Below are 24,725 nucleotides of genomic sequence, written 5' to 3' on the forward strand. Positions count from 1 at the left end.
ATTATGATGAATTCTTTGTGTATCAGTACTGTTTTATTGCTATGTATCGGCTTCCATATAAATTGCCGGGCCGCACATTCGGTGAAATCTGATTCGATCAATATCAACGGCGTATCCGGTTCCGTGGTGGCATACAGCCCAGCATCGACGGGGATTTATTTAGGATCTCCTAGTTTGGCTATTTTGCCGAATGGAGACTATGTGGCATCGCATGATACATTTGGACCAGAAAGCTCCGAATGGGTTCAGGCCGTATCCCGGATTTATCGATCTACTGACAAAGGAGCCAACTGGACACAAATTGCTGAAATCAGTGGTGCTTTTTGGAGTAAGCTGTTTGTACATCACGGAACATTATATTTTTTAGGCCCGGATCGGCACCACGGAACATTACTTATCCGCAAATCCTTAAATGGTGGAGAAACCTGGACAAGACCAACCAATAAACAAAACGGGCTATTGCTGGATGGTTTATATCACTGCGCACCAATGCCTGTTATCGAACATAATGGACGGCTGTGGCGTGCGATGGAAACCGCCCATGGTCCTATCTTACAATGGGGTAAGCGCTATGGCGCTATGATGATGTCTGTGCCGGTGGATGCGGACTTGCTGAAAGCTAAAAGTTGGACATGTAGCAATTCCCTATTGTATGATTCGACCTACTTGAACGGTCATTTCAATGGTTGGTTGGAAGGGAATGCAGTTGTGGGTCCGCATGGAAATATAGTGAATGTGTTGCGGGTAGATGATCGTACGACATTTGAAGAAAAGGCTGCCATCGTATCCGTAAGTGAGGATGGTAAGACAGCCACATTTGATGATGATATTGGGTTTATACCTTTTCCCGGGGGGAGCAAAAAATTTGTTATCCGTTATGATAGTGCGACCAAATTGTATTGGACGCTGACCAATTATATCCCCGATTCGCTGAAACAACAACTTTACCAGCAGTCTCCAAAGTTGCGCTCATCGCGAGTGCGTAATACATTGGCCCTCTGCAGTTCCTCTGATCTCATCGATTGGACAGTAAACAAAATCGCCCTGCAGGATACCAGTGTCGCTAAACACGGCTTTCAATACGTAGACTGGCAATTTGAGGGAGACGATATCATTTTCTTATCCCGCACAGCATATAAGGACGACATGGGCGGGGCGAATAACTGCCATGATTCGAATTTTATTACTTTTCATCGGATATTGAAATTCCGTGCGTTCAAGGATAGCGACGCATTACACGCAGGAAATAGAGCCAACCAAAAATGAGTTTATAAAACACAGCCTGCATGAATGCAGGAAACATCGCTTATTGTTACCAACGGATATAAAAGTTTGCAAAATAACCGGCCATATTGTTATTTTTGTCAATCACTTTTATAACATCCGATTTGGAAAAGAAATTCGCATATAACGAGATCGGAAATATTATCCGCAAGCATAGGAAAGGGAAGAAGTTAAGGCTAACAAGCCTTGCTGAGACATCAGGGGTCAGTATCGCCATGTTATCTAAAATAGAGAACGGTCGAATGCTGCCTACAATACCTACGCTATTTGCTGTCATCGGTGCGCTTGGTATTGCACCTGACACCTTCTTTAGCGAGCTTGGGAGACACAATACATTTCCAGGGTATGTTTTTATCCCTAAGACGGAATATGCCTCTTTTGTTAAAGAGGAAAATGCAAAAGGTTTTCATTATTTTTCCATTCTGGAACACCATATTGAAGGAACATCATTGCAAATCTCTCTTCTCCATCTTGACCCCGGTGCCAAGCGGAAAGTGGTAACGACACATGCATACGAATATATTTATCTGATATCGGGCACTATTGAATATGCACTCGGAGATCAAACATTTCACATGCGTGAAGGCGATTCATTGTTCTTTGACGGCAACATTCCGCATGTTCCCCTGAATAAATCGGACAAAATCGCTACATTACTTGTCTTCTATCTTTTTAACGAGGCTTAAGAGGCGTGGTTAAGAGACTTCTCTCTCCGCTGCCCTATCATAATCCTCCCGCAAGACAACAGCAGGAGTATCCACACCAAGCTGCACCACATCAAAAAGCTCGGTTTCGACAAGACGTGTTGCCACCGATAGTTTTATCTCTTGGCAATGGGGTGAAAAAGTAGCTAAGACTTTTTCCACGGTATTGTTTTCACCGGAAAGATGTCCCAAAATAAGATGCTTCAGCCGATCGGTCTTGTTTTCTAGAAAAAGCGCTAACGCTGTGCTATTCGAAATATGCCCCCAACCACTGCGGATACGGTTTTTCAAATAAAAGGAATACCGTCCTCTTTCGAGCATCTCCTCATCGTAGTTACTCTCCAGCAAAAGCACATCCGTATGTTGGACGACATGCTTCACATTCGCACACCCCCTACCCAGATCGGTCAATATGCCGATATTTGTCTGTCCGTCGGTGACGACGAAGCTACAGGGTTCCCGGGCATCGTGATATTTCGGAATACCAAGCACCTTCAATGCGCCCACTGCAATTTTGGCATCAGCTGGAATAAAACGTACAAGATGATCGGGTAGACGCAGTCGAGATCCATTGAAGGTGCCTTCGGTAAGATACACAGGAATCTGGTAACGTTTGCAAAAGACGGAAAGACCTTTGATATGGTCGGTATGTTCGTGGGTGATGAAAATGGCGCTAATGGCCCGCGGTTGTATGCCCAGATTGGCCATACGAAGTTCCACATGTTTGGTATTGATCCCTACATCGATCAATACCGCATCACTACCTTTGGCGATATAATAGCAGTTTCCGTTACTTCCAGAAGCTAGTGCACAATACTTCATCGGTTATATTTTAGTCTTGTCGATTTCATCATTAACATTCGGGCAGGCTTAACGGGACTTTGACTGCCAGTCCACCATCGGCCGTTTCCTTATATTTCACGTTCATATCCTGTGCAGTTTCCCACATCGTGCTGACGACAGCGTCTAAGCTTACTTTTGCTTTATCCGGATTAGACTGCAGGGCAAGCTGCGCTGCGGTAATCGCTTTGACAGCACCCATGGTGTTCCGCTCAATACAGGGTATCTGTACGAGTCCGCCAATAGGATCGCACGTCAACCCGAGATGGTGCTCCATCGCAATCTCTGCCGCCATCAAGACTTGCCGTTGTGAGCCTCCTAAGCATTCAGTCAGCGCACCGGCAGCCATAGCGGAGGAAACACCGATCTCTGCCTGACAGCCACCCATGGCAGCCGATATAGTAGCTCCCTTCTTAAATATCGCTCCGATTTCGGAAGCAGTTGCTATAAATTGAATGATTTTGTCTTCCTGATAAGCATCGTGAAATGCAATATAATACTGGAGTACCGCCGGTATGACGCCTGCGGCACCGTTCGTAGGTGCGGTTACCACTCGGCCGAAGGACGCATTTTCCTCGTTGACGGCCAATGCAAAACAGCTTACACAATCCAGAATATAGCCAAAATCTTTGCCTCCCTCCCGGATGGCGACGATCCAGGAATCATAGTCCGAGTAAGGCCGCCCTTTTACCATCCGCTTATTCAACTTTGCCGCACGTCGCTCGACCTTGAGTCCTCCGGGCAGTAGCCCCTCCGTATGACATCCTTTATAGATGCACTCCTTAATCGTGGCGAATATTTTTAATATGCCTTCCTTGGTCTCTTGTTCAGGCCGCCACGACAATTCATTTTCGAGAACGAGTTCGGAAACCTTTAGCCCCGTACGCATACACCATTTCATCAGCTCTTCGGCCGTATCGATCGGAAAAGGCAGGTCTACTTCGGTCAGAACGGACTCCGTGTCATTTTCCTGGACGACAAAACCGCCTCCGATGGAATAGTAGGTCTCGCTCATGGCGGTTCCATCGTCCAAAAACACCTGAAAAGTAACGGCATTGGGATGGAAAGACAGGCTCTGATCAAAGAGAAACAGGAGATGTTCGTTATAGCTGAAATCAACTTCCTGCCTTCCTGCTAGCAACAGTTTTCCGGCACTTTTTATAGACTCCACTTTCGGCAGGACGTCCTCAACTGAAAACGTAACCGGATCGTCACCGCTAAGGCCAAGCAGTACGGCAATATCGGTACCATGCCCAACGCCAGTCTTGGCCAATGACCCGTACAGCAGAATATTGACCTGGTGTACTTTGGTGAGCACCTGCCTATCGTCAAGTGTCTGCACAAAGCGCTGTGCAGCCCGCCAAGGGCCTAAGGTATGCGAACTAGATGGTCCGATACCGATTTTGAACATATCAAATATAGAAATCCGCTCTTCTGCCATGATTATTTTTATATACCGTCACCATACGAAAAGGTTTTGTTGATCGTGACGGGCAATTTTCCAATGGGTTTGATTTGTTTCAGCAATACTTTCAACGCCGCGCGTTGCATAAAGTCGTCGTTTTGATAAGCCATCACAATGGCATTACTTCGCCCTACATCGATATCATCGAGCACATACGGGTTTGTAAATAAGACAGAAACTGTTCGTCTCCCCGCCAATTTATCAATAAACACCCGGATAGGCTCTTGTACATGGAGCTCATTGCCCGGTCGGGATCTATTGTCATGAATAGCTAATATAATCTGCTTGTAATCACGCACCTCTTTCAATAATTCTTTGAGTTGCTCCTCCGTTTCTACTCCTGTGACATAAAAATTTTTTGAATCTCGCAGCTGTAAAGCCAGGCCGTCTTCAAAGGCTTGAGGCTTCGAGATACCGACGCTTACTACAGCGGTATTGTGCTGTGTATTGAAGCGCAGTATACCTTTGTCCGAACGAAGTAAAGTAACAGCAGCATCGGCCATCCGTTGGATTAAAGATTTTGTCGATGGCCGGTTGAGATCTTCAATCAGACGATTTCTATTGACGGGCTTATACTGATGAAGTCCCAACCAATATTTTGTCGCCAATATCTTTTTTACGCGGGCATCGATGTCACTTTGCTTGAGACGTCCGGCTTTTATCGATTGCTCGACCAATGCGATCGCCCGGGCACTGTTTTCCGAAAGTTCCAACAGATCGTTTCCTGCTTCAATGGCTTTAATATCCGCTTCACCACGGGGAAAGAATTTTGTCACCCCTTTCATATTCATGGCATCGGTGACTGCAAGCCCTTTGAAGCCCATTTCACCCCGCAATATATCAGTAACGACCTTCTTCGAAATCGATGAAGGGATATTCTTCGTGGCATCGAGTGCGGGAATATGCATATGGGCCACCATAACTGCCGGGGCACCGGATTGGATCAGCTCTTTGAAGGGATACATCTCCAATGATTCCAGTCTTTCCCGTGAAAAGTTGAGCTGCGGAAGATCATAATGCGAGTCCACATCGGTGTCGCCATGCCCCGGAAAATGTTTTAGCGAGGCAATAATCCCACCGTCGAGCATGCCTTTCATATACATCCTGCCTTTATTGGTCACGTTGAATTTATTGTCACCAAAAGAACGGAAATTGATAACTGGATTTTTAGGGTTATTGTTAATATCAACGACCGGAGCAAAGTTAAAATGCATGCCCATTCGTAAAAAGTCTTTAGCTACCTCCCGTCCCATGTCGTACAACAGACGATTGTCCTGTATGGCACCCAAGGTCATCTGATAGGGAAACGAAAGGGTAGAATCCGGCAGGCGCATGCCCAACCCCCACTCGCCATCACAGGTAATCAGCAAAGGAACCTTGGCCAGTTTCTGGTAACGGTTGAACATATCGACGTGGCGCACTGGTCCACCCTGAAAAACAACCAAACCTCCCAGCTGCTCGTTTGCAATAACCTTTGCTACGGAGTCTATATATTTTTCCCCTAAATTGGTATGGGCTCTTACTAAGAAAAGCTGCGCTATACGTTCTTTTGCAGAAAGCGATGAAAATACGGAGTCGACCCAACGGTGCTGCTGATGGATAAAAGGGACAAAATCAGGTTTATTTTGTGCTTCTGCATGCCCGCCAAGCAGGATATACAGTACAGCTATCAGGAATATTCTATGCATAATTTTTATATAAAAAATCCTCGTTTACTGGAGATTATACTTTCCCTCCAATAAGGATACCATTTCTTTTGGATGGTCCAACTCACCACAAGCTTCTTTCTTCCAAAGCATGTCAATGACAAGCAGCAGAAACTCCGTTTCCATTTCAGGCTTACTGTATCCCAGCTCGGTGAAAGCTCTCAAAAGCACAGGCTGCACGGGCTTGATAAATTGATCGTGCTGTAGTTTTGAAAAAGGCATGTGCGCAAGACGCCGCTGCATCTTCCAGAATGTAGGTTCTTCGGTGACAAGCTTGTGCGGCAATGAAATCATATTTCTCAAAAAATCTTTTGCATTTTTGTAGGTGATCATACCGCGATGCTGCTGTAAAACACGCCTATATCCCGCCTTGATTAAATGTGTCAATAAGGCATCCTTATTGCCAAAGTGCTTGAAAATCAAAGCCTCGGATACACTGGCATGAACAGCAATTTCTTTTGTTGAGGTATCCGAAAAACCCTTCTCTGCAAATAAATTCAACGCGGATTGTAAAATTTTTTCTTTTCGACTATATGTATCCTCTTTCATACCTCCTCCTTATAAGGAACAAACTTAGATAAACTTCCTTTTATATACAATATAATGATAATGACGTGATATTTACTTTGTATCATTTTCGACATATATGTGCGGTAATTGTATAAATTTATTATACTTACAAGCTAATATTATCCGAGCGTGTGACACATTTTTACCGTATATCTATATTATGTATTGTCCTTTTATGTTGTAAACATCACCTTTATGGGCAAAATAACCTATCTGGTCATGTGATTGACAAGACGACGGCTACACCCATCCAAGGGGTCACTATCGTTGTCGAAAGCCTGACGGATTCAGCAAAGTATGTGATGTCATCCAATGCAAAAGGGGTTTTCAACCGGGCAAATATCAAAGCCGGGCGCTATACAATAGGCAGTGCGTTTATCGGCTACAAGGCCGAGATGAGACAGATAACTTTCGCGGGAAAACCTGTGCATGTGCTTTTCAGACTGGAACCTTCGGAAATTGCATTGGAAGAGGTCGATATTACAGCTCCGCAGATGGTTTCATTGCGAGAGGATACAATGGAGTTCGACGCGAAAAACTTCTCGACACGTGAGTTTGCCGATGCGGATGAGTTAATCGCACAAGTGCCAGGTGTAATGATCGATGAAGACGGCAATGTGTCGGCACATGGAGAGCAGGTCACTAAAATTGTTGTGGATGGTAAAGAATTCTTCAGTAGCGATCCGCGCATCGCGCTTAAATCACTTCCAGCCGAAATCATATCGAAAATCCAGATTATTGATGAAAAGAGCGAACAAGCACGATTTTCGGGCTTTGACGATGGGACACGGAATAAGGTCATCAATATCGTCACGAAACCCGAACGACGGCATGGATACTTTGGAAAGGCTAATGCCGGTGTGGGGGCAGCAGAAAAGTTTGGTTTGAATGCAAATGTCAATCAGTTTGCCGGCGACAAAAAGTTAGCAATCAACACGATGGCGAACAACATCAACGAAACAAATTTTGCCGAACAAGGAAGGGGAGGCGTACGTCGGGGCAACAGCAATACGGATAGGGGGCTATCGGATACGTATGCTGCAGCAGTCAACTTTACAAACACATATTTGGACAAAAATCTGGAACTAAGTGCAGATTATAATTATCGCTCACTGTCTACGGCAACCACATCTTTATCCAATATTGAATACATCTCCACCAAAAAGGTTAATCAGTTTAGAGATCAGAACCAGTTTTCGGATATATTGCAAAGCGACCACAAACTTAATGCCCGCCTAAGGTGGAAAATAGACGCGGACAACCGCTTAGATATTGCACCTAATATTCGATATCGGGCAAATGACAGGGAAATCATCACGGATTTCATAACGTTAAAAGAGGTGGATACGCTAAATAGCTCCGACCGGTCAAGCCACAGTAACACGTCAAATTTTAATTTCGGCGGATCCCTGACCTATATGCACCGTTTTAAGAAACAGGGAAGGACTATTTCATTGAGTATGTCGGGCAACGCGAGCAATAATGAGGCGGAGTCCCTTAACCTGGCTGTGACCTCTTATTACAAAAATGAGGTTATTTCTCGTAGAGATACCAACAATAACCAGAGTCTGACAGACGGCTATGGATCGGGGCTCCGTAGCCGCCTGGCCTTTACAGAAACGCTTTCCAGAGCTAGTCGCTTACAAGCAAATTATTCGCTCAGAAATACGGTAAGCTATTCGAATCGGGAGACGTATGAATTTCTGGCAGAAACGGGACAGTTGGGGGAGTTGAGGGATCGACTGTCAAACGCGTTCAGAAACGATTATATTTATCATGGAGGCGGTCTTGCATATATCTACAACAAAAAGGACAAGATACGTGTACAGGCGGGGATCAACTATGAGCAGGGCGTGCGAAAAAATGACAGGACCGTACCCTACCCCATCTATACCAAGGCTGACTTCGATAGCTTTCTGCCAAGTCTTACCTTGGTCTATCACTTCTCGAAGGCAAAAAATCTGGAGATCAACTATCATACGGAAACGCGAACACCCACCATCGGTCAGCTGCAGGATTTTATCAATAATGCGAATGAGCTAAACATCACCAATGGAAATCCCAACTTGAACCAGGAATACGCACATTTGGTCAAATTTCAATACAGAGATGTTAACAAGAAGACGGGCAGAAGTCTCCATACGAACATACAATTTGACTACTTCAATAATAAAATCATCAACTCTATTCTAAGACCCGATAAGGACACGGTACTTTTCCCGGAAACAGAAACAACCCCCAAAATTACCCTTCGGGAGGGCGGAAGATTTATAGCACCAGAGAATCAAGATGGAGCCTATACCTTTCGGGCACGCAACAGCTATGGGCTGCCGATAAAGAAATGGAAATTGAACCTCAATTTTAATACGAATGTATTCTATAACAATAACTATGTCATCCTCAACGAGGAATTGCTGAAAGACCTCTCCTACGGGTTCTCACAAAGTTTTGGCTTTAATTCAAATATCAAGAAGAAATACGTTATTGGACTGAGTTATCATATCAATGCTAATTATTATGAAAATATGGCTGCACGGGTGACAAAATACAACGTGTACGTACACCGTGTCACGAATAATACAACGATTGAGTTACCGAAGAGATTTGTGGTCAGTTCTAATTTTTCTTACTTTTTTGATACCGGTTTTGAGGAAAGCAAGCCTATTAAAATGGCATTGTGGAGTGCTTCTATAGGATACAAGTTGTTCAGGAAACAGAATGCTGAGCTTGCTATTAGGGGATTTGATCTGTTAAATAATGCCCAGAATGTAAGAAGGAGCGTCAATAATGATGCTGTCACCGATATAGTTTCCAATACGTTAACTCGTTATTTCATCCTATCTTTTTCCTACAACCTGAGACAGTTTGGCGGTGCTCAAAATAGAAAAGGAAAGTAGATAGGAGTAGCTTTTCCTATCGTATACTCATCGTATATCCTATACCGCGTACATTGGTGATTTTGATCCTTTCGTCCTGCGCCAGGTATTTACGGATACGGCTGATAAATACATCGAGACTCCTCCCCGTAAAATAGGTATCGTCGCTCCAATATGCCCGGACGATATCTTCCCGTGCCACTACGGTATCCTTATTTTCAAACAGCCGCCGCATTAATTCGCATTCCCGAAAGGAAAGACTTTCCTTTTTGCCGTCGAAAGTAAGGGTATTTCGGTTGGTGTCCAATATGTAGTTTCCAATCTGGAGTATCTGGGGACCTATTTTTCGTGTTCTCTTAGTCAGCGCCTCAATACGGACAATGAGCTCTTCGATTTTAAAGGGTTTTCGTACATAATCATTAGCACCCAGATGGAATCCCTTGACAACATCTTCCGTCTGCGTCATCGCCGAGAGAAAGAGAATGGGCACTTGCATATCAATCTTTCGAATTTCAGCAGCAAGCGTAAAGCCGTCCATCAGTGGCATCATGATATCGATCACCAGAATATCGGCTTTATCTTTTCGGAATAGGGCCAGCGCATCCTGGCCATTCTCACGGTGTATAACCTCGAAGCCATAGTCTTCCAGGCTGTCTGCGACAATCAGCGCAAGACTTTGCTCGTCTTCGACATATAACACCTTGATCATACAGACAATTTTGGTAATGTAATTTTAAAAGTCGATCCTGCTCCCGGTTTACTTTGCACGGCGATACTTCCACTATGTTTATCAACGATGAGTCGCACATAAGACAACCCCAACCCAAATCCCTTCACAGGATGTAAATTTCCTGCTGGGACCCGAAAAAACATATCAAATATATCATTTTTGTATTTTTCTGCAATTCCCAGCCCATGATCTTTAACGGTAACCGTTATTTTATCTTCCGTCTCTTGGATATGAACGATGATATCTACTTCTTCGGGTGAATATTTTATAGCATTGTCCAACAGGTTGCTGAATACATTTTTGATATGCGAGCGATCGCCAAAATAAGATATAGGATTATCGGCAATCAAATCAATTGACATCTGTTTAGGACAACTCAGCCTTGCCGTATCTATGCATTGCTGCATCAAAAGGGTAAGATCGAATTTTACCTTATCCAATACAAGGTTATGGACACCATCCATATCCAACTGCAATACGCGTTCGATCAATCTTGACAGATGTTCCAGTTCTCGGTGGGATATGGCCAGATACCGGGCCATTTTCTCCTTGTCATCCCTGGCACCATAACGCTGCACGGCTTCAATGGCTGCCATGACCGTGGCTACGGGCGTCTTGAGCTCATGCGTCATATTATTGACGAAAGATTTCCGCAAGACGGCCATCTTATTTTGTCTATTGATGGTGTAAAGTAGGTAGCCGAATATGGCTATCAACGCCAGGATCAATATAGCGGACATAGTCGCCTGTAGTGCCATTCGCCATATCACGTCGATAAAAGGCCGTTTGATGGTCGCAAATAACAGCAGATTTTCGTCCGGATTGATTAATATAGGTCGTGTCTGGATATCTCCATCGGGCATAACCTCATACCGTCTACGCCCAACTCCAACCGTATCGTCGTCGACCGTTACCATATTGACATTCACTTTGGCGATCATACCTTTCACCTTAAGAGATGTATCAAGCTGTGCGGCAATTTCCGCCCGGTCGCTTTCACCAAAATCCAAATTCTGTAACATGAAAAAAGGTGTCCTTCCCTTTTCACGGCCTTTAAATCGCTTACTCCAATACCCTTTTCTTTCATTGCGCAAGCTATCCCACACTGTTTTTAGCTTCTGCTGATCGACATTTGGATAATATTTATGTACTTCTGTAATGAAGACTGTTCCGTCCCGATCGAAGGGTCGGCTATTATTTTCTTTTATCCTTTCTTCGGACTGTAGGTAAGACTGAACGGTATTAAACAGAGATCTTTCCACGTCAGATACAAGAGCCTCTTGTTTGGTTTTGTAAATACCATATAACCATATGGATATGACGACGACGATTCCAAGCCATATCAGTACGATCAGTGCTGTCAGTATTTTATACTTTTTTAACATGATTAAAACAAATTTAAATTGTTAGATTTGCACCGCGCACTGTTTTAGTGACTTTTAACATATTATAACACATATTAACAGTGTGGATTAACTACATTTGCAGATAGCAAAAATTTATGAAGCAATTAACACGACTTAGCTATATTCTGTTTTCTTTCTTAGGGCTTTTGGTTCTTACCTTCAGTAGCTGTAATAAGGAGATGGGTATGTCGCTCGGTAATCCGGATGAAAATCTGAGTGTCACCTTGGTGGATTCGCTTTCTATAAGTACATCGACAGTACAGCTGGAATACCTCCCTACGGCTAATACGGGTGTCTTGCTGGTAGGTAAAACTAACCAACCTGTTATTGGCGAAACAATTGCTTCGACCTATTTCAGACTAGCATTAACCTCCTTTACGAATGATATTCCAGAAAATGCCGAATTTGAGTCTGTTGACTTAGTCTTAACCCCACATGCGTCAAAATACTACTATGGAGATACCTTGCAGCCTCAGACATTCCATGTACATGAGGTGACGGAAACCATAGAGACAAAAACTATCCCTACTATACCGGGCATCGTTAACACACCGGTATATGTAACGGGGGCTACCATCTTTTCGGATCAGGAGTTTGGTTATGACGCAATCGCATTGGGGACTTTAGCTTTCAATCCCCGGGTAAATTCTGGAGATACCATTCGCATTCCCTTGGATTATGCTTTTGGAGAAGATTTATTCGAGAAAATTCAATCGGGAGACCCCGCCGTGTTATCGAACGATAACTTTCAACGATATCTAAAAGGGCTGGTGGTCGTACCGGATGTGGATAATACGGCTATACTCGGACTAAATGATACCGTATATGTAAACCTGAACTACACCTATCCTGGAAGTGATGGTTTTACTAAAACGGGTAAGAAGACGATAACAACGGGCTCCAGCGCTTATCAATACAACAACATCGAGTACGATAGATCAGGAACCGCTTTTGAGGCATTGGATCGGGACAATAGGGAACTGAAAAGTAGCAGTACCAACGGCGATATTTTTCTTCAGGCAGGGGCAGGGGTTGTAGCAAAATTGGAGTTTACTTCGTTAAGACAGTTTTTAAACGAGCCTAATATGGCCATTAACAAGATTGAATTGGAAATAGAGACTACAGGATATAATTACGGTGTTTTTCCAAACCCCAATGCCTTGATGCTGTTCATCGCCAATAAGTATACGGGTGTTCCTATTTCGTTCGTTCGTTCGCCGCTATCGACGAGTATTCAGACGGCCACGATGGTTCCGGGAGATGCCTTCGGGAAAAAGACGAAATACACTTTTAATCTGATCGACTATATAAAAACGATTAATGATGCAGCTTATGCCGAAACGTGTTTATATCTTGCGGCCTCTTCTCCTAGTCTGTTCGGAACAACAGATATGGCAGTGATTGCGAAAGATGAATTTAATCAACCCAAAATAAAATTAAACATTCTATATACTAAATTTAAATAATTTATGAACAAGAAAAATTGGCTATTTCTTTTTTTAGCCTGTGCGTTTACTTTGACGTTCAATGCATGTAAGAAAAGTGAGGATACGGACTCCACAACGGATACGGGACCTACAGAATGGGTAAAGTCTACTGTCTTTACTGGGGACCCAAGAAGCAATGCAGCCTCTTTCCAGATTGGAGAGACAGGCTATATCGTAGGTGGTCTACTTAAAAATAACACGGCATTAAAGGATGCCTGGTCTTTCTCTGATGCACAATGGACTTCTATTGCTGAGTTTCCGGGTGAAGCACGCTATAGTGCGGTAGGCTTCTCCGTAGATGGTAAAGGATATGTGGGCTTGGGCCACAACGGCACTGATGCATTGAGTGATTTTTGGGAATACGATCCATCAGATGATACTTGGACAGAACTTACAGAAACACTCCCAACGAACGCAGCTCGTTCCGGTGCTGTAGCTTTTGCTTTGAATGGTCATGGGTATGTTGGATTAGGCGCAACGGCAAACGCCAAAAATTTAAGTGATTTCTACGAATTTGACCCTGCCGACGGGAGCTGGACTCCAGTACCTGCTCAGTTCAAGTCAAAACGTGTAAATGCTTTCGCTTTTGTTATTGGCAGTAAAGCATATATCGGTGGAGGATTTGACAATAGCCAGTATCCAGATGATTTCTATTCTTTCGACGGCGAAAACTGGAAGGAATTGAATACCATCAACAGGAATGATGACAGCTACACGTATGACGTTACGCGCCAAAGTGCTGCCGCATTTGCTATCGGCGATTATGGTTATGTCGCTGTTGGTAACAAAGGCGTTGCATTAGGTACGGTTTGGAAATATGAGCCGGCTTCGGATAGCTGGACAAACAAACATCAAGTATTCCAAGGTTCGTACCGTGATGGTGCTGTAGCATTCTCAATTGGTGGAAAAGGTTATGTCGCAACAGGAAAGAATAACACAGCTAGATATGACGACAACTGGGTGTTTACGCCAGTACGCTAGTCGACAGATAGTATTATACAAAAAGAGAGCGGCTTTGAAAATTTCAAAGCCGCTCTCTTTTTCATATAATCCGTACTCGACTAAATAAGGGATTTCTTATTCAACAATTCAGCCACTTGTACTGCATTTGTCGCTGCTCCCTTTCTTAGGTTGTCGGCTACAATCCACAGGTTGACCGTATTCGGCTGTGTCTCATCTCTACGAATACGACCGACGAATACCTCGTCTTTACCATGTGCATCTTTTGGCATCGGGTATTCGAGATTAGCAGGATTGTCGACAACAACAAGCCCTTCCTGGCTTCCCAACACTTGGCGAAGTTCATCCAGATCGAAATCATGCTCAAATTCAATGTTCACCGACTCGGAATGCCCACCTATCACCGGAATACGCACTGTCGTCGCTGTGACCTTAATGCTGTCATCTTGCATGATCTTATTCGTCTCTAAGATCATCTTCATCTCTTCTTTCGTATATCCATTGTCCTGGAATACGTCAATATGTGGGATAACATTCAGATCAATCGGATAAGGATATGCTTTCTCTCCCTCTACTCCTGCCCGTTCGTCGTTCAACTGCTGTACGGCCTTAACACCTGTACCCGTGACCGACTGATAGGTAGAAACAACAACACGTTTGATTTTATATTTGTCATGCAAAGGCTTCAACACGACGACCATCTGAACGGTCGAACAGTTGGGATTTGCAATGATTTTGTCTTCTGCGGTTAATACATCGCCATTTACCTCGGGTACGACGAGCTTTTTTGTCGGATCCATCCGCCAAGCCGATGAATTGTCGATGACAGTAATTCCTGCCTCTGCAAACAAAGGAGCATATGCTGTCGAAGTACCTCCCCCAGCAGAGAATAACGCAACATCCGGTTTCATGGCAATAGCTTCCGTAGGAGTAACAACCTTGAACTTCTTTCCTTTAAACTCGATTTCTTTTCCCTTGCTACGTTCTGACGCAACAGGAATTAATTCGGTTACTGGGAAATTACGTTCCGCTAATACATTCAACATTTCTGACCCGACAAGACCTGTCGCGCCTACTACTGCTACTTTCATTGTACTAAAATTAATTTAAAATTCATTTTTACTTTTTACTCCTTTATGAGATGCCAAACATAGCAAATTTATCGGTTCATTATTGCATTATTTTGAAAATTTTTAAAATAATAACACCATTTTGACTTTAATACTGTCAGATTAAGTGATTTTTTTATGATTTTGTCAATAATCAATTAATAACTTCTGTCATTTAGAGATAAGAATTTTGACGACCTAAGCTCCCGAGTAAAATGACGCCCTATGTTATCTGTATAAAAATTATATCTAAACAATATTAATTTTATTTTTAAAGAAATTTTATTATTTTTGATATATGAAAATTCTATACATATTAAGTCACCTTTCTATATCTACTGTCGTCTGTTGCATAGCCTGTTTTTGGCCCATGTCGTTTCTAATGGCTCAAACGGATGTTATTATCAATGAAGTTCTTTTTAATCCGGTGAAAGGCGGTGTAGACTTTGTGGAAATATACAACCGAAGTGGACATCCCATCAACCTGCAGCATTGGAAGTTAGGCAAGTACCCAATCAGCAGTGAGGTTCTTCTTTTAGAAGCGGGGCAATATCTGGCACTAACAACCGACCCAAACGCTTTATATAGACAATATAAAAAAGGAGAAAATCAATGTATCCATGCCATGGATCGTTTACCTGCGTATCCAAATGAACAAGGGGCAGTCACGTTATTTTCTCCGGAAGGAAGAATGGATTCACTGTACTACTATGCAGGGATGCACATGCCTCTTCTCAAGAATACAAAAGGAATTTCACTCGAAAGGCTATCTCCGGACGAACCGACCAATAGCCCAGATAATTTTCTTTCTGCGTCAACATGGAGCGGAGGGGCGACTCCTGGATATAAAAATTCCATACAAAAAGATATACTCCGCAAAAAAAATAACTTTTTTTTGACCTCAAAAACTGTCTCGCCCAATCAGGACGGATTTGAAGATTTTTTGGAGATAAATTATGAATTTTCACAGCCGGATTACCAGATGAGCGTCTCTATCTTTGCTGAAAATGGTCGACCAGTCAACCGATTGATTCGGCATCAAAGTGCAGGTTCATCGGGGAAAATCATCTGGGATTGTCGAGGTGAAAATGGTGTCGTAGCTCCTAACGGTATTTACATTTTTCTAACTGAAATTTATAACGGGAAAGGTGACAGAGAGCTTTATAAGGGTGCTTTTGTGATTGCCGGAGCACCATTATCTATTGACAAATAGAAATGAAATAGCCTATCTTTGCCTCTATGAAAGAGACAATACTAATCATTGGATCAAATGGCCAGATCGGAACCGAATTAGCTATAGCTTTACGTAAGAAATTCGGCGCTTCCAGCGTGATTACTTCGGACATCAGAAAGCCGGAAAATCTTCAAAGCGACGAAATATTCGAACAGGTTAACGTATTGGATAAGGAGGGGCTGAAATCACTTTTTGTGAAACACCAACCGACGCAAATCTATTTGTTAGCAGCCATGCTTTCAGCTGTAGGAGAACAGTATCCTCAAAAGGCCTGGGATCTGAATATGAATGGTCTCCTGAATGTATTGGATCTTTGTCTGGTCCTGGGGATAAAGAAAGTCTTCTGGCCAAGCTCCATTGCCGTGTTCGGGCCACATTCTCCAAAATCAGATACTCCGCAGCATTGTATTATGGACCCCAATAGTATTTATGGCATAAGTAAATTGGCGGGTGAAAGGTTGTGCGAATATTACCATACGAAATACGGGCTGGATATTCGCAGTATACGTTATCCGGGAGTAATCTCCTGGAAAACCGTTCCGGGTGGTGGAACAACGGATTATGCGGTTCACATTTTTTTTGAAGCGCTGGCCAAAGGCCAATATAGCTCTTTCCTTTCGGCAGATACAGCCCTACCGATGATGTACATGGAAGATGCGGTCCGTGCAACGATACAGTTAATGGATGCTCCCAGCGAAAATATTACCATACGTTCCAGCTATAATTTAGCAGGAGTTTCATTCACTCCGGCGATGTTGGCCCAAGAAATTAAAAAAATTCTTCCTAATTTTGAGATGTCTTACATCGAAGGAGATCCACGACAAGCTATAGCGGACTCATGGCCGCAAAGCATCAATGACGAATATGCCCGTAAGGATTGGAATTGGTCTTTAACGTTTGATCTACCCACGATGACGAAAGATATGATTGATAATCTTAAAAATAAACAGGCATAAACAATGGGTAGAGCTTTTGAATTCAGGAAAGAAAGAAAATTTAAACGCTGGGCCAAAATGGCGGTCCAGTTCACGCGTTTAGGAAAAGAAATCGCAATAGCGGTAAAAGAAGGTGGCCCTCACCCGGAAAACAATTCCCGTCTACGCACAGCTATACAAAATGCCAAAGCGGTCAATATGCCAAAAGACCGGGTAGAAGCAGCGATAAAAAGAGCATCGGAGAAAGACGCGAAAGGATATGAGGAATATGTATATGAAGGTTACGGCCCACATGGTGTACCGGTACTTATCGAAACCGCGACAGACAACACAAACCGTACTGTAGCAAATATCCGTAGTTATTTCACAAAAGCGGGCGGATCGCTGGGGAAAACTGGATCCCTAGATTTTATTTTTCAACGGAAGTCTATCTTTCGTTTTCCGGCAAATGACGGGATCGACATGGACGAACTGGAGCTAGAGCTGATTGATGGAGGTTTGGAGGAGTTATATGTAGAGGCAGACGAAGAAGGGAACGATCAGGTCGTCGTCCAAACTTCATTTGAAGATTTTGGAAATATGCAACGTCTTCTGGAGGAAAAGGGCGTAGAGACAACTTCCGCAAAGTTGGAGCGCATTGCGTTATCTCACACCCCTCTAAGTGAAGAGCAGGCAGCTGATGTATTGAAAATGGTCGACAAGATCGAAGAAGACGACGACGTCCAGGCCGTGTACCATAATATGGAGTAATAGTAATATAAAGCAATTTTGCCTATGTTTGTATATGGTGACTTTTGAGGATTTTTTTGCAAAGAAGAAAATAGACCTTCAAGCGCTACAGCGTGATAAGCCGGAACTATATACAGAGTTCCATTCGCATTATTATGCTATGGGTGAAAAAAGTTTTGACCATACCAAAAAGTTCTGGTTCAACAGGCTGCGGAAGAGCTACAAATTAAATGAGCCCGAACTAACTGTAGAGAAAACAGATAGTACCGCAAAACCAACATCTGTATCGGCTTCGTTGGGCTTCAAGTCCAAATTTAAAACGAATACTCCACCGGCGACGCCAGAAAACGCAAATGTGGAGACCGAGAAGGAACCAACGGCATCTACCCAAGAGAATAAACCTACTGGCTTCAAGCCACGATTCAAAGCTGGGGTAACAAAAACCGCAGATCCAGGCTCCAAAACTCCACCGGAGACGTCTACAACCGAAGAAAACACGAGCAAACCGGCGGGGTTCAAGCCACGATTCAAAACGGGAGTGACAAAAACAGAAAATACAAACTCTAATACACCACAGCAGACAACACCTATTGATCAGGAAGTCTCTAATAAACCTGCTGGATTTAAACCCCGCTTCAAGGCCGGAGTAACTAAAACTGAGAATTCTGCAACAGAAGTAGACACAGATAAAAAATCAGAAGAGCGCTCTCCAACAGAAAATAAACCAACGGGCTTTACGCCAAGATTCAAAACAAAAATAACGAAAAATGATCAGGGAGATGGCGATTCGTCGGATTAATATGTTGATCTAAATGACAAACGAATCACTAAAATCGAAAACGGTAAAAGGGATATTGTGGGGGGGAGCCGCTACAGGAGTTCAACAGTTATTAGGATTGATTTTCGGCATATACCTGTCGCGTAATCTTTCAGCCGAAGATTATGGTTTAGTGGGAGTGTTGGCCATCTTTTCACTCATAGCCTCATCTACCCAAGAAGCGGGTTTCATAACCGCATTGGCGAATAAAAAGAATGTTGAATTTAAAGATTACAATGCTGTATTTTGGGCGAGCTTGTTAATTAGCTTCGCGTTATACCTCATTTTATTCTTGACAGCACCGCTGCTTAGCCTTTTTTTTCAAATGCCCGAATTAACTCTTTTAGCAAGATTCTTATTCTTAAGTTTCGTGTGTAGCAGTTTTGGAATAGCTCACAATGCTTATCTTTTTAGAAACTTAAAGGTTAAAGAACGTTATTTATCCACGACATTAAGTGTTCTTATCTCAGGGATTACGGCAGTTATCCTCGTCTATTACAACTTCGCTTACTGGAGCTTGGTCGCTCAATCTGTCTTATATAGTTTAAGCTTCTCGATCTTTTGCTTTTTCTTTTCAGGTTTTAGGCCATCTTTGAATATCGATCTTAGACCAATAAAAAGTCTATGGAAATTTAGCAGCAAAATATTGATAACAAACATTCTCAATCATATTAACAACAACTTGCTCACGTTCTACCTCGGAAGAGTTGCAAGTAAAAATACCGTGGGATATTACTCGCAGGCCACTAAATGGAGTGGTATGGCTCAGGGTGTTATTGCTAATATGTCACATGGATTTGCCCAACCCATGTTATCAACACTTGGAGAAGATCAGGAAAGACAGACGCGCGTATTCCTAAAATTACTAAATTTCATCTGTTTTGTTACGTTCCCTGCACTTACCTTGTTATATATAATTTCTAATGAATTTATCCTTATCACGATAACAGAAAAATGGTTGCCCAGTGCTCATTTGTTACAAATATTGTGTATCCAAGCTGCATTCCTTCCTATTATTAATTTTTATGCTAATTATATTTTAAGTAGAGGTGCATCTACCGTATATATGTTATATATGATTGTCTTTGGCCTTATGCAATTGGCTATTATCTTTTTTCTTCATCCAAACGGGATAATCCCGTTGGTATGGGGTATTGCACTCTTCACCGTAGTATGGACATTTGTTTGGCAGATTTCTATATCGAAGTATACCAATATCAATTATCTCGACCTAGCTTGGATTATACTGAAATATATGGTAGCATCAGTAATATGTGGCTATCTTTCCTATTCTTTGGGCGAATGGTATGATAATATTTACCTCTCATTATTTATGAAAGCTCTTGTTTTCGGATCTACGTATCTTGCTATAATGTATATCTTTAAATCCATAATCCTCCGAGAAACCATCCTCTTTATAAAAGAAAAATATGTCAAATAACAGTGATGGAATATACGCAAGCGGTGTAAGTGTCGTTATTCTGACCTATAACACCCCTATAAGATTGTTGGAGAACTGCTTGGCATCGATATATAACCATAACGATATCCAAGCAGAATTGGAAATCATTGTAGTAGACAATAACAGCACAAATCAGGCCGCTATTAATCAAGCTGTTCAAGAAGCTTTCCCACTCGTAAAATGTATAAATAATCACGCTAACGAAGGCTATGGAGCGGGAAATAATTTGGGTATTCTTCATGCCCAAAGCGAATGCATATTGCTCATAAATCCTGATGCAGAACTAATCGAACCAGTTTTCAAATGGGCGATAAATCAATTTTCAAACGAGCCCGACCTTATGTTGCTCGGCTTTCGACAAGTAGATCAATATAAAAAAAAGACACACTCTTTCTTGCAAAGAAAATTATCGGTGACCTCTTTTATCCAGAACTTTTTCCTTCATAAAGCAAATGCTTTCTCACCAAAGTATTCCGTCATTTCGGGCGCTTGTTTTTTTCTCCGAAAATCTTCTTTCTTAAAAATTGGGGGTTATGACCCCAAAATTTTTCTCTATGGGGAAGAGAGATATCTGCACGAAAATCTATTGCACCATTTTTCCAATACAAAAATCAGGATGGACTTATCAAAAAAGTATCAGCATGCTATTTCAGACCGACCATTTTCGATTGAAACAACGGAGAAAGGATTAACGTCTTACTTTTATTTGCAACGCAAAATGGGTGTGCCACACAAGAAGGTGCTTAAAACCCTAATCAAATATTATAAATTCTTGATTTTGTTTTATACCATCAAAAATAATAAGAGTTCTGTGGCCAATACAAACGAAATTATTAAACTGTTAAAAACAAAGTTCTAATACGAACAGACAAAAGAAGTCATTTTTTTGCAGTCTCTGCAAAAAATACTTGCTTGAAATATTTCGGCTCTCTTAAGTTGATCAGTTTTTCACGGTTCCTATCGAAAAAAGCATAATCACCAGACCGGATATCCTCCAACGTAAATTTCGGCTTAAACTCAGGAACCCCTTTCATAATGATGGCCAACCCAAAATCCATATTGAGCGTAAATATGCGTAGGTCATCTCTGGTCAACGCCAAGTCAGCAATAGCTTTCCACACATCTCCATTCCAATTTCCCTGCCACCCTTCTAAATCCCAATGTCTTACCTTTTTCATTACTTCATTGATAGATTCTTTAACGGGATAGGCCGCAGTGACACCCCTATTCCCAAATAGGTCTGACCTTTATTCCATGATATAAGTGTATCGAGAACTTCTCTTCTATTCATATTATAGTATTTTATAAAGAAAAAAGCTTAAAAGCAAAACAGCACAGGCAAAGACGTATTCATTCATTATCTTTGTAACAAATTTTGTTATCCCAATGATAGCCCCAATAATCCTCTTCGTCTATAACAGACCCTCTCATACTCGTAAGACGCTACAAGCACTAGAACGAGCAAAGATGGCGTCAGATTCTGAATTGTTCATTTTCGCAGATGGAGCCAAAGATTCTGATACTATTGCGAGAGTAAACGAAGTAAGGACAATATTACGAGAACCGTGGGTATTTAAAAATATTACAATTATAGAGCGGGAAAAGAACTGGGGGCTGGCGGAAAACATAATCGATGGCGTCACCAAAATAATAAGCGAATATGGCCGAGCAATTGTCCTTGAAGACGACCTAGAAATCTCTATGTATGGATTACGGTATTTTAATGATGCCCTGGAAAAATATGCGGACAACAATAAGGTCATGGAGATTAGTGGCTATATGTTTCCTATTAAAGACAGTGACAAACTTCATGAAACCTTTTTCTTCCGGGTAGCAAATAGCTGGGGTTGGGCAACGTGGGATAGAGCCTGGAAACATTTCAACGCAGACATCGAAATGTTGACAGCACATTTTACAAAAGAAGATATAAGACGGTTTAGCATTGATTATAGTGAAAATTTCTGGAAGCAGGTAAGAGAATTTAAGGCTGGTAAAATTAACTCCTGGGCTATCCGCTGGTACCTTTCTATATTTAATCAAGGCGGGTTAGTACTCTATCCTCAACGTTCCATGATTCAAAATATTGGCACAGATGGCTCCGGCACACATTCAGATAGGGATAATGCATATCGCGTTGAATTATCCGATACTCCAATCCGCATCTTTACCGATAAGATCGAAGAAGACCGACAAGCATATAACGCTATTAAATATTTTTTTCAACATCGCAAAGGCAGTCTTCTTCAAAGGGCAATTCGTTATCTTCAAAAAATAACGAAATAATAAAGAAAATAATCGTGAATAATCTCAAAATATCTATTATTACCGTCGTCTATAACAACGTTCGGGACATTGCATACACCATCGAGTCTGTGCTTTGCCAAACCTACACGAACATAGAATATATTATTGTCGATGGAGCTTCGACGGACGGTACATTGGATGTAATCACCTCCTACCATGATCGGATCGACATTGTGATTTCCGAGAAAGACAAGGGTATATACGATGCGATGAATAAAGGCTTGGCAGCAGCTCACGGAGACTATGTACTTTTTCTGAATTCCGGAGATGAGCTTTTTGATGAAAACACAATCCAAAATGTGGTAGAGGAAGGGAAAGGTGCTGACATTATCTACGGCGACACCAAGCTCGTCAACGAACAGCGGCATATCATCGGTGATAGAAGACACCGCGCACCAGTAAACTTTGACTGGCAATCTTTCCGATATGGTATGAATATTTGCCATCAGGCCATTTACGTCAAGAGAAGTATTGCAGAGCCCTATGATCTCCAATATCAGTTGAGCGGAGATATCGATTGGGTTATTCGTGCGGCCAAAAAAGCAAAAAGCACCAAAAATGTAAATATTTATGTTGTCAAATACCTCGTAGGTGGCCTCTCAAAGAAGAGACATCACCAAAGCCTAAAAGAGCGATATCGTATTTTCAAAAAACATTACGGCACTCTTCCTAATATCCTAAATCATTTCGTCATCGCGGTTCGACTGTTCAAACACCGCATTTTACATGGCAAAATCGAAGAATGAGGATTTTTTCAATATATTTATCTGGCTATTTATGAGGGGATGAGTACTAAATATTTTTTCAGCAGGATACGTGAGAAACTTAATTTCTGGATAGGAGGCAGTTATGAGTTAGACCTGGAGACCCGGATATTTCATGTTTTTTCGTTAATAGCAATTGTTGGCGCCGCCCTAACCTGCTTCTTAAATCTATATATCGGCCTCGGACAAGCAGCGCTGGTTTCTCTAAGTATATTTTTGTTACAATCTTTTCTATATTATATTAGTAGGTTTAAGGGAAAACAGAAACAGGCTATCCTTATATCTGCATGGGAGATACATATTCTTTTAGCAGTGAATTATTTCATCAATCAAGGAATAAAAGGGCCCTCTCTATTATTATATATCGCATCGTTTTTTTTTATAGCGGTTGTGTCCTACCGGAGCAAACTAATTTACATGTTTATTGGAAACTCACTGCTTGTAGGGATTTTAATCCTTTCTGAATATATAAACCCGGATCTGTTGACAGCCGACTATCCAAGCAGAGACGCTTTCTTTATCGACACTTATTTTACTTATATCATTACCATCTTATTGATATATACCGGCACTGGCTATCTGCTACGTGCCTATGTACAACAAAGAAAAATGCTGGTAGAGAGAGCCGAGGCCCTGAAAAAAATCAATAAAGAGAAAGACAAACTGTTTTCGATAATTTCCCATGATTTGAGAACCCCTTTAGCAAATGTACATCAATATTTGGAAATGATAGGATCCGGTGATCTGAGCCAAAAGGAGAAAAAAGTTATTGAAAATAAATTGTTGGACATCACGCGTAACACACAAGAGCTTTTGACTAATCTTCTTTATTGGAGCAGAAATCAGATGGAAAGCTCTCGTGTCAACCTTCGACCGATCCATGTCCTAAAAGAAGTTGCATCGACAATAGCATACTTAAGATTGATCGCTTCAAAGAAAGGTATTGTGTTAAGTCATCATTTTAAAGACGATTTAATAATACGAGCGGATTACGATTTGTTAAATCTTATTGTACGCAACATCCTATATAACGCGATTAAGTTTACACCATATGCCGGAGAAATATTATTTGTAGCCGAAAGGCAGGACAATCGCTGTGTGATTTCTGTTAAAGACAATGGGCGGGGAATTCCTACGGAAAAACGTAGCCAGCTCTTTGATTTTAGCACGGAGAGCAGTTTAGGGACCAACAATGAACAAGGCACGGGCATAGGTCTAACGTTATGCCGAGAATATATGTTATTGCAGCAAGGAGAGATTTGGTTTGAAACAGAGGAAGGCCAGGGTACGACATTCTATTTATCATTCCCGATCGCATAATCTCTACTTTCTATACATGATTA

At 42.0% G+C, this 24,725-nt stretch carries 22 protein-coding genes; 14 read left to right on the forward strand and 8 right to left on the reverse strand.

The window, feature by feature from the left end; genetic code table 11:
• The first annotated feature begins 3 nt into the window (after positions 1-3).
• Both G5B30_RS15040 and G5B30_RS15045 read left to right on the forward strand, forming a co-directional pair.
• Positions 4-1,266, forward strand: a complete 1,263-nt coding sequence (locus G5B30_RS15040; RefSeq protein WP_206367153.1) for a sialidase family protein — start codon at positions 4-6, stop codon at positions 1,264-1,266.
• A 122-nt stretch (positions 1,267-1,388) separates the two neighbouring features.
• Positions 1,389-1,970, forward strand: coding sequence for a helix-turn-helix domain-containing protein (locus G5B30_RS15045; protein WP_206367154.1), 582 nt, complete (start codon positions 1,389-1,391; stop codon positions 1,968-1,970).
• A gap of 9 nt (positions 1,971-1,979) precedes the next feature.
• On the opposite strand, the gene G5B30_RS15050 is transcribed toward G5B30_RS15045, so the two are convergent.
• The 4 genes from G5B30_RS15050 to G5B30_RS15065 are packed head-to-tail and all read right to left on the reverse strand — an operon-like array spanning position 1,980 to position 6,548.
• Positions 1,980-2,810 (reverse strand): MBL fold metallo-hydrolase, encoded by an 831-nt coding sequence (locus G5B30_RS15050; protein WP_165320825.1) that lies wholly within the window; start codon positions 2,808-2,810, stop codon positions 1,980-1,982.
• Between the two features lie 31 nt (positions 2,811-2,841).
• The gene (locus G5B30_RS15055) at positions 2,842-4,269 is read right to left on the reverse strand and encodes an L-serine ammonia-lyase (RefSeq protein WP_165320826.1); all 1,428 of its coding nucleotides are present in this window, start codon (positions 4,267-4,269) and stop codon (positions 2,842-2,844) included.
• Positions 4,270-4,277: 8 nt separating this feature from the next.
• Positions 4,278-5,981: a glycoside hydrolase family 3 protein gene (locus G5B30_RS15060; RefSeq protein ID WP_206367155.1), complete on the reverse strand. Its 1,704-nt coding sequence runs from the start codon at positions 5,979-5,981 to the stop codon at positions 4,278-4,280.
• A gap of 24 nt (positions 5,982-6,005) precedes the next feature.
• A complete protein-coding gene (locus tag G5B30_RS15065; protein ID WP_165320827.1) occupies positions 6,006-6,548 on the reverse strand; it encodes a TetR/AcrR family transcriptional regulator in 543 nt (180 codons plus the stop codon).
• Between the two features lie 242 nt (positions 6,549-6,790).
• Here G5B30_RS15065 and G5B30_RS17575 point away from each other — a divergent pair, with 242 nt between their 5' ends.
• Complete coding sequence (locus G5B30_RS17575) at positions 6,791-9,466, forward strand: outer membrane beta-barrel protein (RefSeq protein WP_317164354.1); 2,676 nt, start codon at positions 6,791-6,793, stop codon at positions 9,464-9,466.
• Between the two features lie 16 nt (positions 9,467-9,482).
• Here the strand turns inward: G5B30_RS17575 and G5B30_RS15075 are convergent, their stop codons facing one another.
• The gene (locus G5B30_RS15075; protein ID WP_165320828.1) at positions 9,483-10,154 is read right to left on the reverse strand and encodes a response regulator transcription factor; all 672 of its coding nucleotides are present in this window, start codon (positions 10,152-10,154) and stop codon (positions 9,483-9,485) included.
• On the reverse strand, positions 10,151-11,560 hold the full coding sequence (locus tag G5B30_RS15080; protein WP_165320829.1) for a sensor histidine kinase: 1,410 nt from the start codon (positions 11,558-11,560) through the stop codon (positions 10,151-10,153). Before G5B30_RS15080 ends, G5B30_RS15075 begins: the two co-directional genes overlap by 4 nt.
• Before the next feature lie 116 nt (positions 11,561-11,676).
• Between G5B30_RS15080 and G5B30_RS15085 the strand changes: the two genes are divergently transcribed.
• Both G5B30_RS15085 and G5B30_RS15090 read left to right on the forward strand, forming a co-directional pair.
• Positions 11,677-13,047: a DUF4270 family protein gene (locus tag G5B30_RS15085; RefSeq protein WP_165320830.1), complete on the forward strand. Its 1,371-nt coding sequence runs from the start codon at positions 11,677-11,679 to the stop codon at positions 13,045-13,047.
• Between the two features lie 3 nt (positions 13,048-13,050).
• On the forward strand, positions 13,051-14,049 hold the full coding sequence (locus G5B30_RS15090; protein ID WP_165320831.1) for a Kelch repeat-containing protein: 999 nt from the start codon (positions 13,051-13,053) through the stop codon (positions 14,047-14,049).
• An 80-nt stretch (positions 14,050-14,129) separates the two neighbouring features.
• Here G5B30_RS15090 and G5B30_RS15095 read toward each other — a convergent pair whose 3' ends face one another.
• Complete coding sequence (locus G5B30_RS15095; RefSeq protein WP_165320832.1) at positions 14,130-15,119, reverse strand: aspartate-semialdehyde dehydrogenase; 990 nt, start codon at positions 15,117-15,119, stop codon at positions 14,130-14,132.
• A gap of 316 nt (positions 15,120-15,435) precedes the next feature.
• Between G5B30_RS15095 and G5B30_RS15100 the strand changes: the two genes are divergently transcribed.
• Genes G5B30_RS15100 through G5B30_RS15125 form a run of 6 tightly spaced genes read left to right on the forward strand, consistent with a single transcriptional unit; the run spans position 15,436 to position 21,173 of the window.
• Complete coding sequence (locus tag G5B30_RS15100; RefSeq protein ID WP_165320833.1) at positions 15,436-16,350, forward strand: lamin tail domain-containing protein; 915 nt, start codon at positions 15,436-15,438, stop codon at positions 16,348-16,350.
• Positions 16,351-16,376: 26 nt separating this feature from the next.
• Complete coding sequence (locus tag G5B30_RS15105) at positions 16,377-17,327, forward strand: NAD-dependent epimerase/dehydratase family protein (RefSeq protein WP_165320834.1); 951 nt, start codon at positions 16,377-16,379, stop codon at positions 17,325-17,327.
• Positions 17,328-17,330: 3 nt separating this feature from the next.
• A complete protein-coding gene (locus tag G5B30_RS15110) occupies positions 17,331-18,056 on the forward strand; it encodes a YebC/PmpR family DNA-binding transcriptional regulator (protein WP_165320835.1) in 726 nt (241 codons plus the stop codon).
• 34 nt (positions 18,057-18,090) lie between these two features.
• Entirely contained in the window at positions 18,091-18,834 is a 744-nt protein-coding gene (locus tag G5B30_RS15115; RefSeq protein ID WP_165320836.1) for a hypothetical protein, read from the forward strand.
• Positions 18,835-18,847: 13 nt separating this feature from the next.
• Positions 18,848-20,293 (forward strand): lipopolysaccharide biosynthesis protein, encoded by a 1,446-nt coding sequence (locus tag G5B30_RS15120; protein WP_165320837.1) that lies wholly within the window; start codon positions 18,848-18,850, stop codon positions 20,291-20,293.
• Entirely contained in the window at positions 20,283-21,173 is an 891-nt protein-coding gene (locus G5B30_RS15125; protein WP_165320838.1) for a glycosyltransferase, read from the forward strand. Before G5B30_RS15120 ends, G5B30_RS15125 begins: the two co-directional genes overlap by 11 nt.
• A gap of 19 nt (positions 21,174-21,192) precedes the next feature.
• Here G5B30_RS15125 and G5B30_RS15130 read toward each other — a convergent pair whose 3' ends face one another.
• Positions 21,193-21,492 carry a hypothetical protein gene (locus G5B30_RS15130; RefSeq protein WP_165320839.1) on the reverse strand — a complete coding sequence of 100 codons (300 nt, stop codon included), beginning with the start codon at positions 21,490-21,492 and terminating at the stop codon, positions 21,193-21,195.
• A 289-nt stretch (positions 21,493-21,781) separates the two neighbouring features.
• Here G5B30_RS15130 and G5B30_RS15135 point away from each other — a divergent pair, with 289 nt between their 5' ends.
• From G5B30_RS15135 to G5B30_RS15145, 3 genes are all read left to right on the forward strand, one after another.
• Complete coding sequence (locus tag G5B30_RS15135) at positions 21,782-22,597, forward strand: sugar transferase (RefSeq protein WP_410528445.1); 816 nt, start codon at positions 21,782-21,784, stop codon at positions 22,595-22,597.
• Between the two features lie 14 nt (positions 22,598-22,611).
• Positions 22,612-23,364: a glycosyltransferase family 2 protein gene (locus G5B30_RS15140; RefSeq protein WP_165320841.1), complete on the forward strand. Its 753-nt coding sequence runs from the start codon at positions 22,612-22,614 to the stop codon at positions 23,362-23,364.
• 435 nt (positions 23,365-23,799) lie between these two features.
• On the forward strand, positions 23,800-24,702 hold the full coding sequence (locus G5B30_RS15145; protein WP_165320842.1) for a sensor histidine kinase: 903 nt from the start codon (positions 23,800-23,802) through the stop codon (positions 24,700-24,702).
• The last annotated feature ends 23 nt before the right edge of the window (positions 24,703-24,725 follow it).

Source organism: Sphingobacterium sp. SGG-5 (genome assembly GCF_011043525.1).
Lineage (GTDB): Bacteria > Bacteroidota > Bacteroidia > Sphingobacteriales > Sphingobacteriaceae > Sphingobacterium.

Coding starts and splice junctions, on each gene's coding strand:
- G5B30_RS15040 (WP_206367153.1), top strand. CDS start 4: ATGATGAATTCTTTGTGTATCAGTACTGTTTTATTGCTATGTATCGGC.
- G5B30_RS15050 (WP_165320825.1), bottom strand. CDS start 2,810: ATGAAGTATTGTGCACTAGCTTCTGGAAGTAACGGAAACTGCTATTAT.
- G5B30_RS15055 (WP_165320826.1), bottom strand. CDS start 4,269: ATGGCAGAAGAGCGGATTTCTATATTTGATATGTTCAAAATCGGTATC.
- G5B30_RS15060 (WP_206367155.1), bottom strand. CDS start 5,981: ATGCATAGAATATTCCTGATAGCTGTACTGTATATCCTGCTTGGCGGG.
- G5B30_RS15065 (WP_165320827.1), bottom strand. CDS start 6,548: ATGAAAGAGGATACATATAGTCGAAAAGAAAAAATTTTACAATCCGCG.
- G5B30_RS15075 (WP_165320828.1), bottom strand. CDS start 10,154: ATGATCAAGGTGTTATATGTCGAAGACGAGCAAAGTCTTGCGCTGATT.
- G5B30_RS15080 (WP_165320829.1), bottom strand. CDS start 11,560: ATGTTAAAAAAGTATAAAATACTGACAGCACTGATCGTACTGATATGG.
- G5B30_RS15085 (WP_165320830.1), top strand. CDS start 11,677: ATGAAGCAATTAACACGACTTAGCTATATTCTGTTTTCTTTCTTAGGG.
- G5B30_RS15090 (WP_165320831.1), top strand. CDS start 13,051: ATGAACAAGAAAAATTGGCTATTTCTTTTTTTAGCCTGTGCGTTTACT.
- G5B30_RS15095 (WP_165320832.1), bottom strand. CDS start 15,119: ATGAAAGTAGCAGTAGTAGGCGCGACAGGTCTTGTCGGGTCAGAAATG.
- G5B30_RS15100 (WP_165320833.1), top strand. CDS start 15,436: ATGAAAATTCTATACATATTAAGTCACCTTTCTATATCTACTGTCGTC.
- G5B30_RS15105 (WP_165320834.1), top strand. CDS start 16,377: ATGAAAGAGACAATACTAATCATTGGATCAAATGGCCAGATCGGAACC.
- G5B30_RS15110 (WP_165320835.1), top strand. CDS start 17,331: ATGGGTAGAGCTTTTGAATTCAGGAAAGAAAGAAAATTTAAACGCTGG.
- G5B30_RS15115 (WP_165320836.1), top strand. CDS start 18,091: ATGGTGACTTTTGAGGATTTTTTTGCAAAGAAGAAAATAGACCTTCAA.
- G5B30_RS15120 (WP_165320837.1), top strand. CDS start 18,848: ATGACAAACGAATCACTAAAATCGAAAACGGTAAAAGGGATATTGTGG.
- G5B30_RS15125 (WP_165320838.1), top strand. CDS start 20,283: ATGTCAAATAACAGTGATGGAATATACGCAAGCGGTGTAAGTGTCGTT.
- G5B30_RS15130 (WP_165320839.1), bottom strand. CDS start 21,492: ATGAAAAAGGTAAGACATTGGGATTTAGAAGGGTGGCAGGGAAATTGG.
- G5B30_RS15135 (WP_410528445.1), top strand. CDS start 21,782: ATGGCGTCAGATTCTGAATTGTTCATTTTCGCAGATGGAGCCAAAGAT.
- G5B30_RS15145 (WP_165320842.1), top strand. CDS start 23,800: ATGTTTATTGGAAACTCACTGCTTGTAGGGATTTTAATCCTTTCTGAA.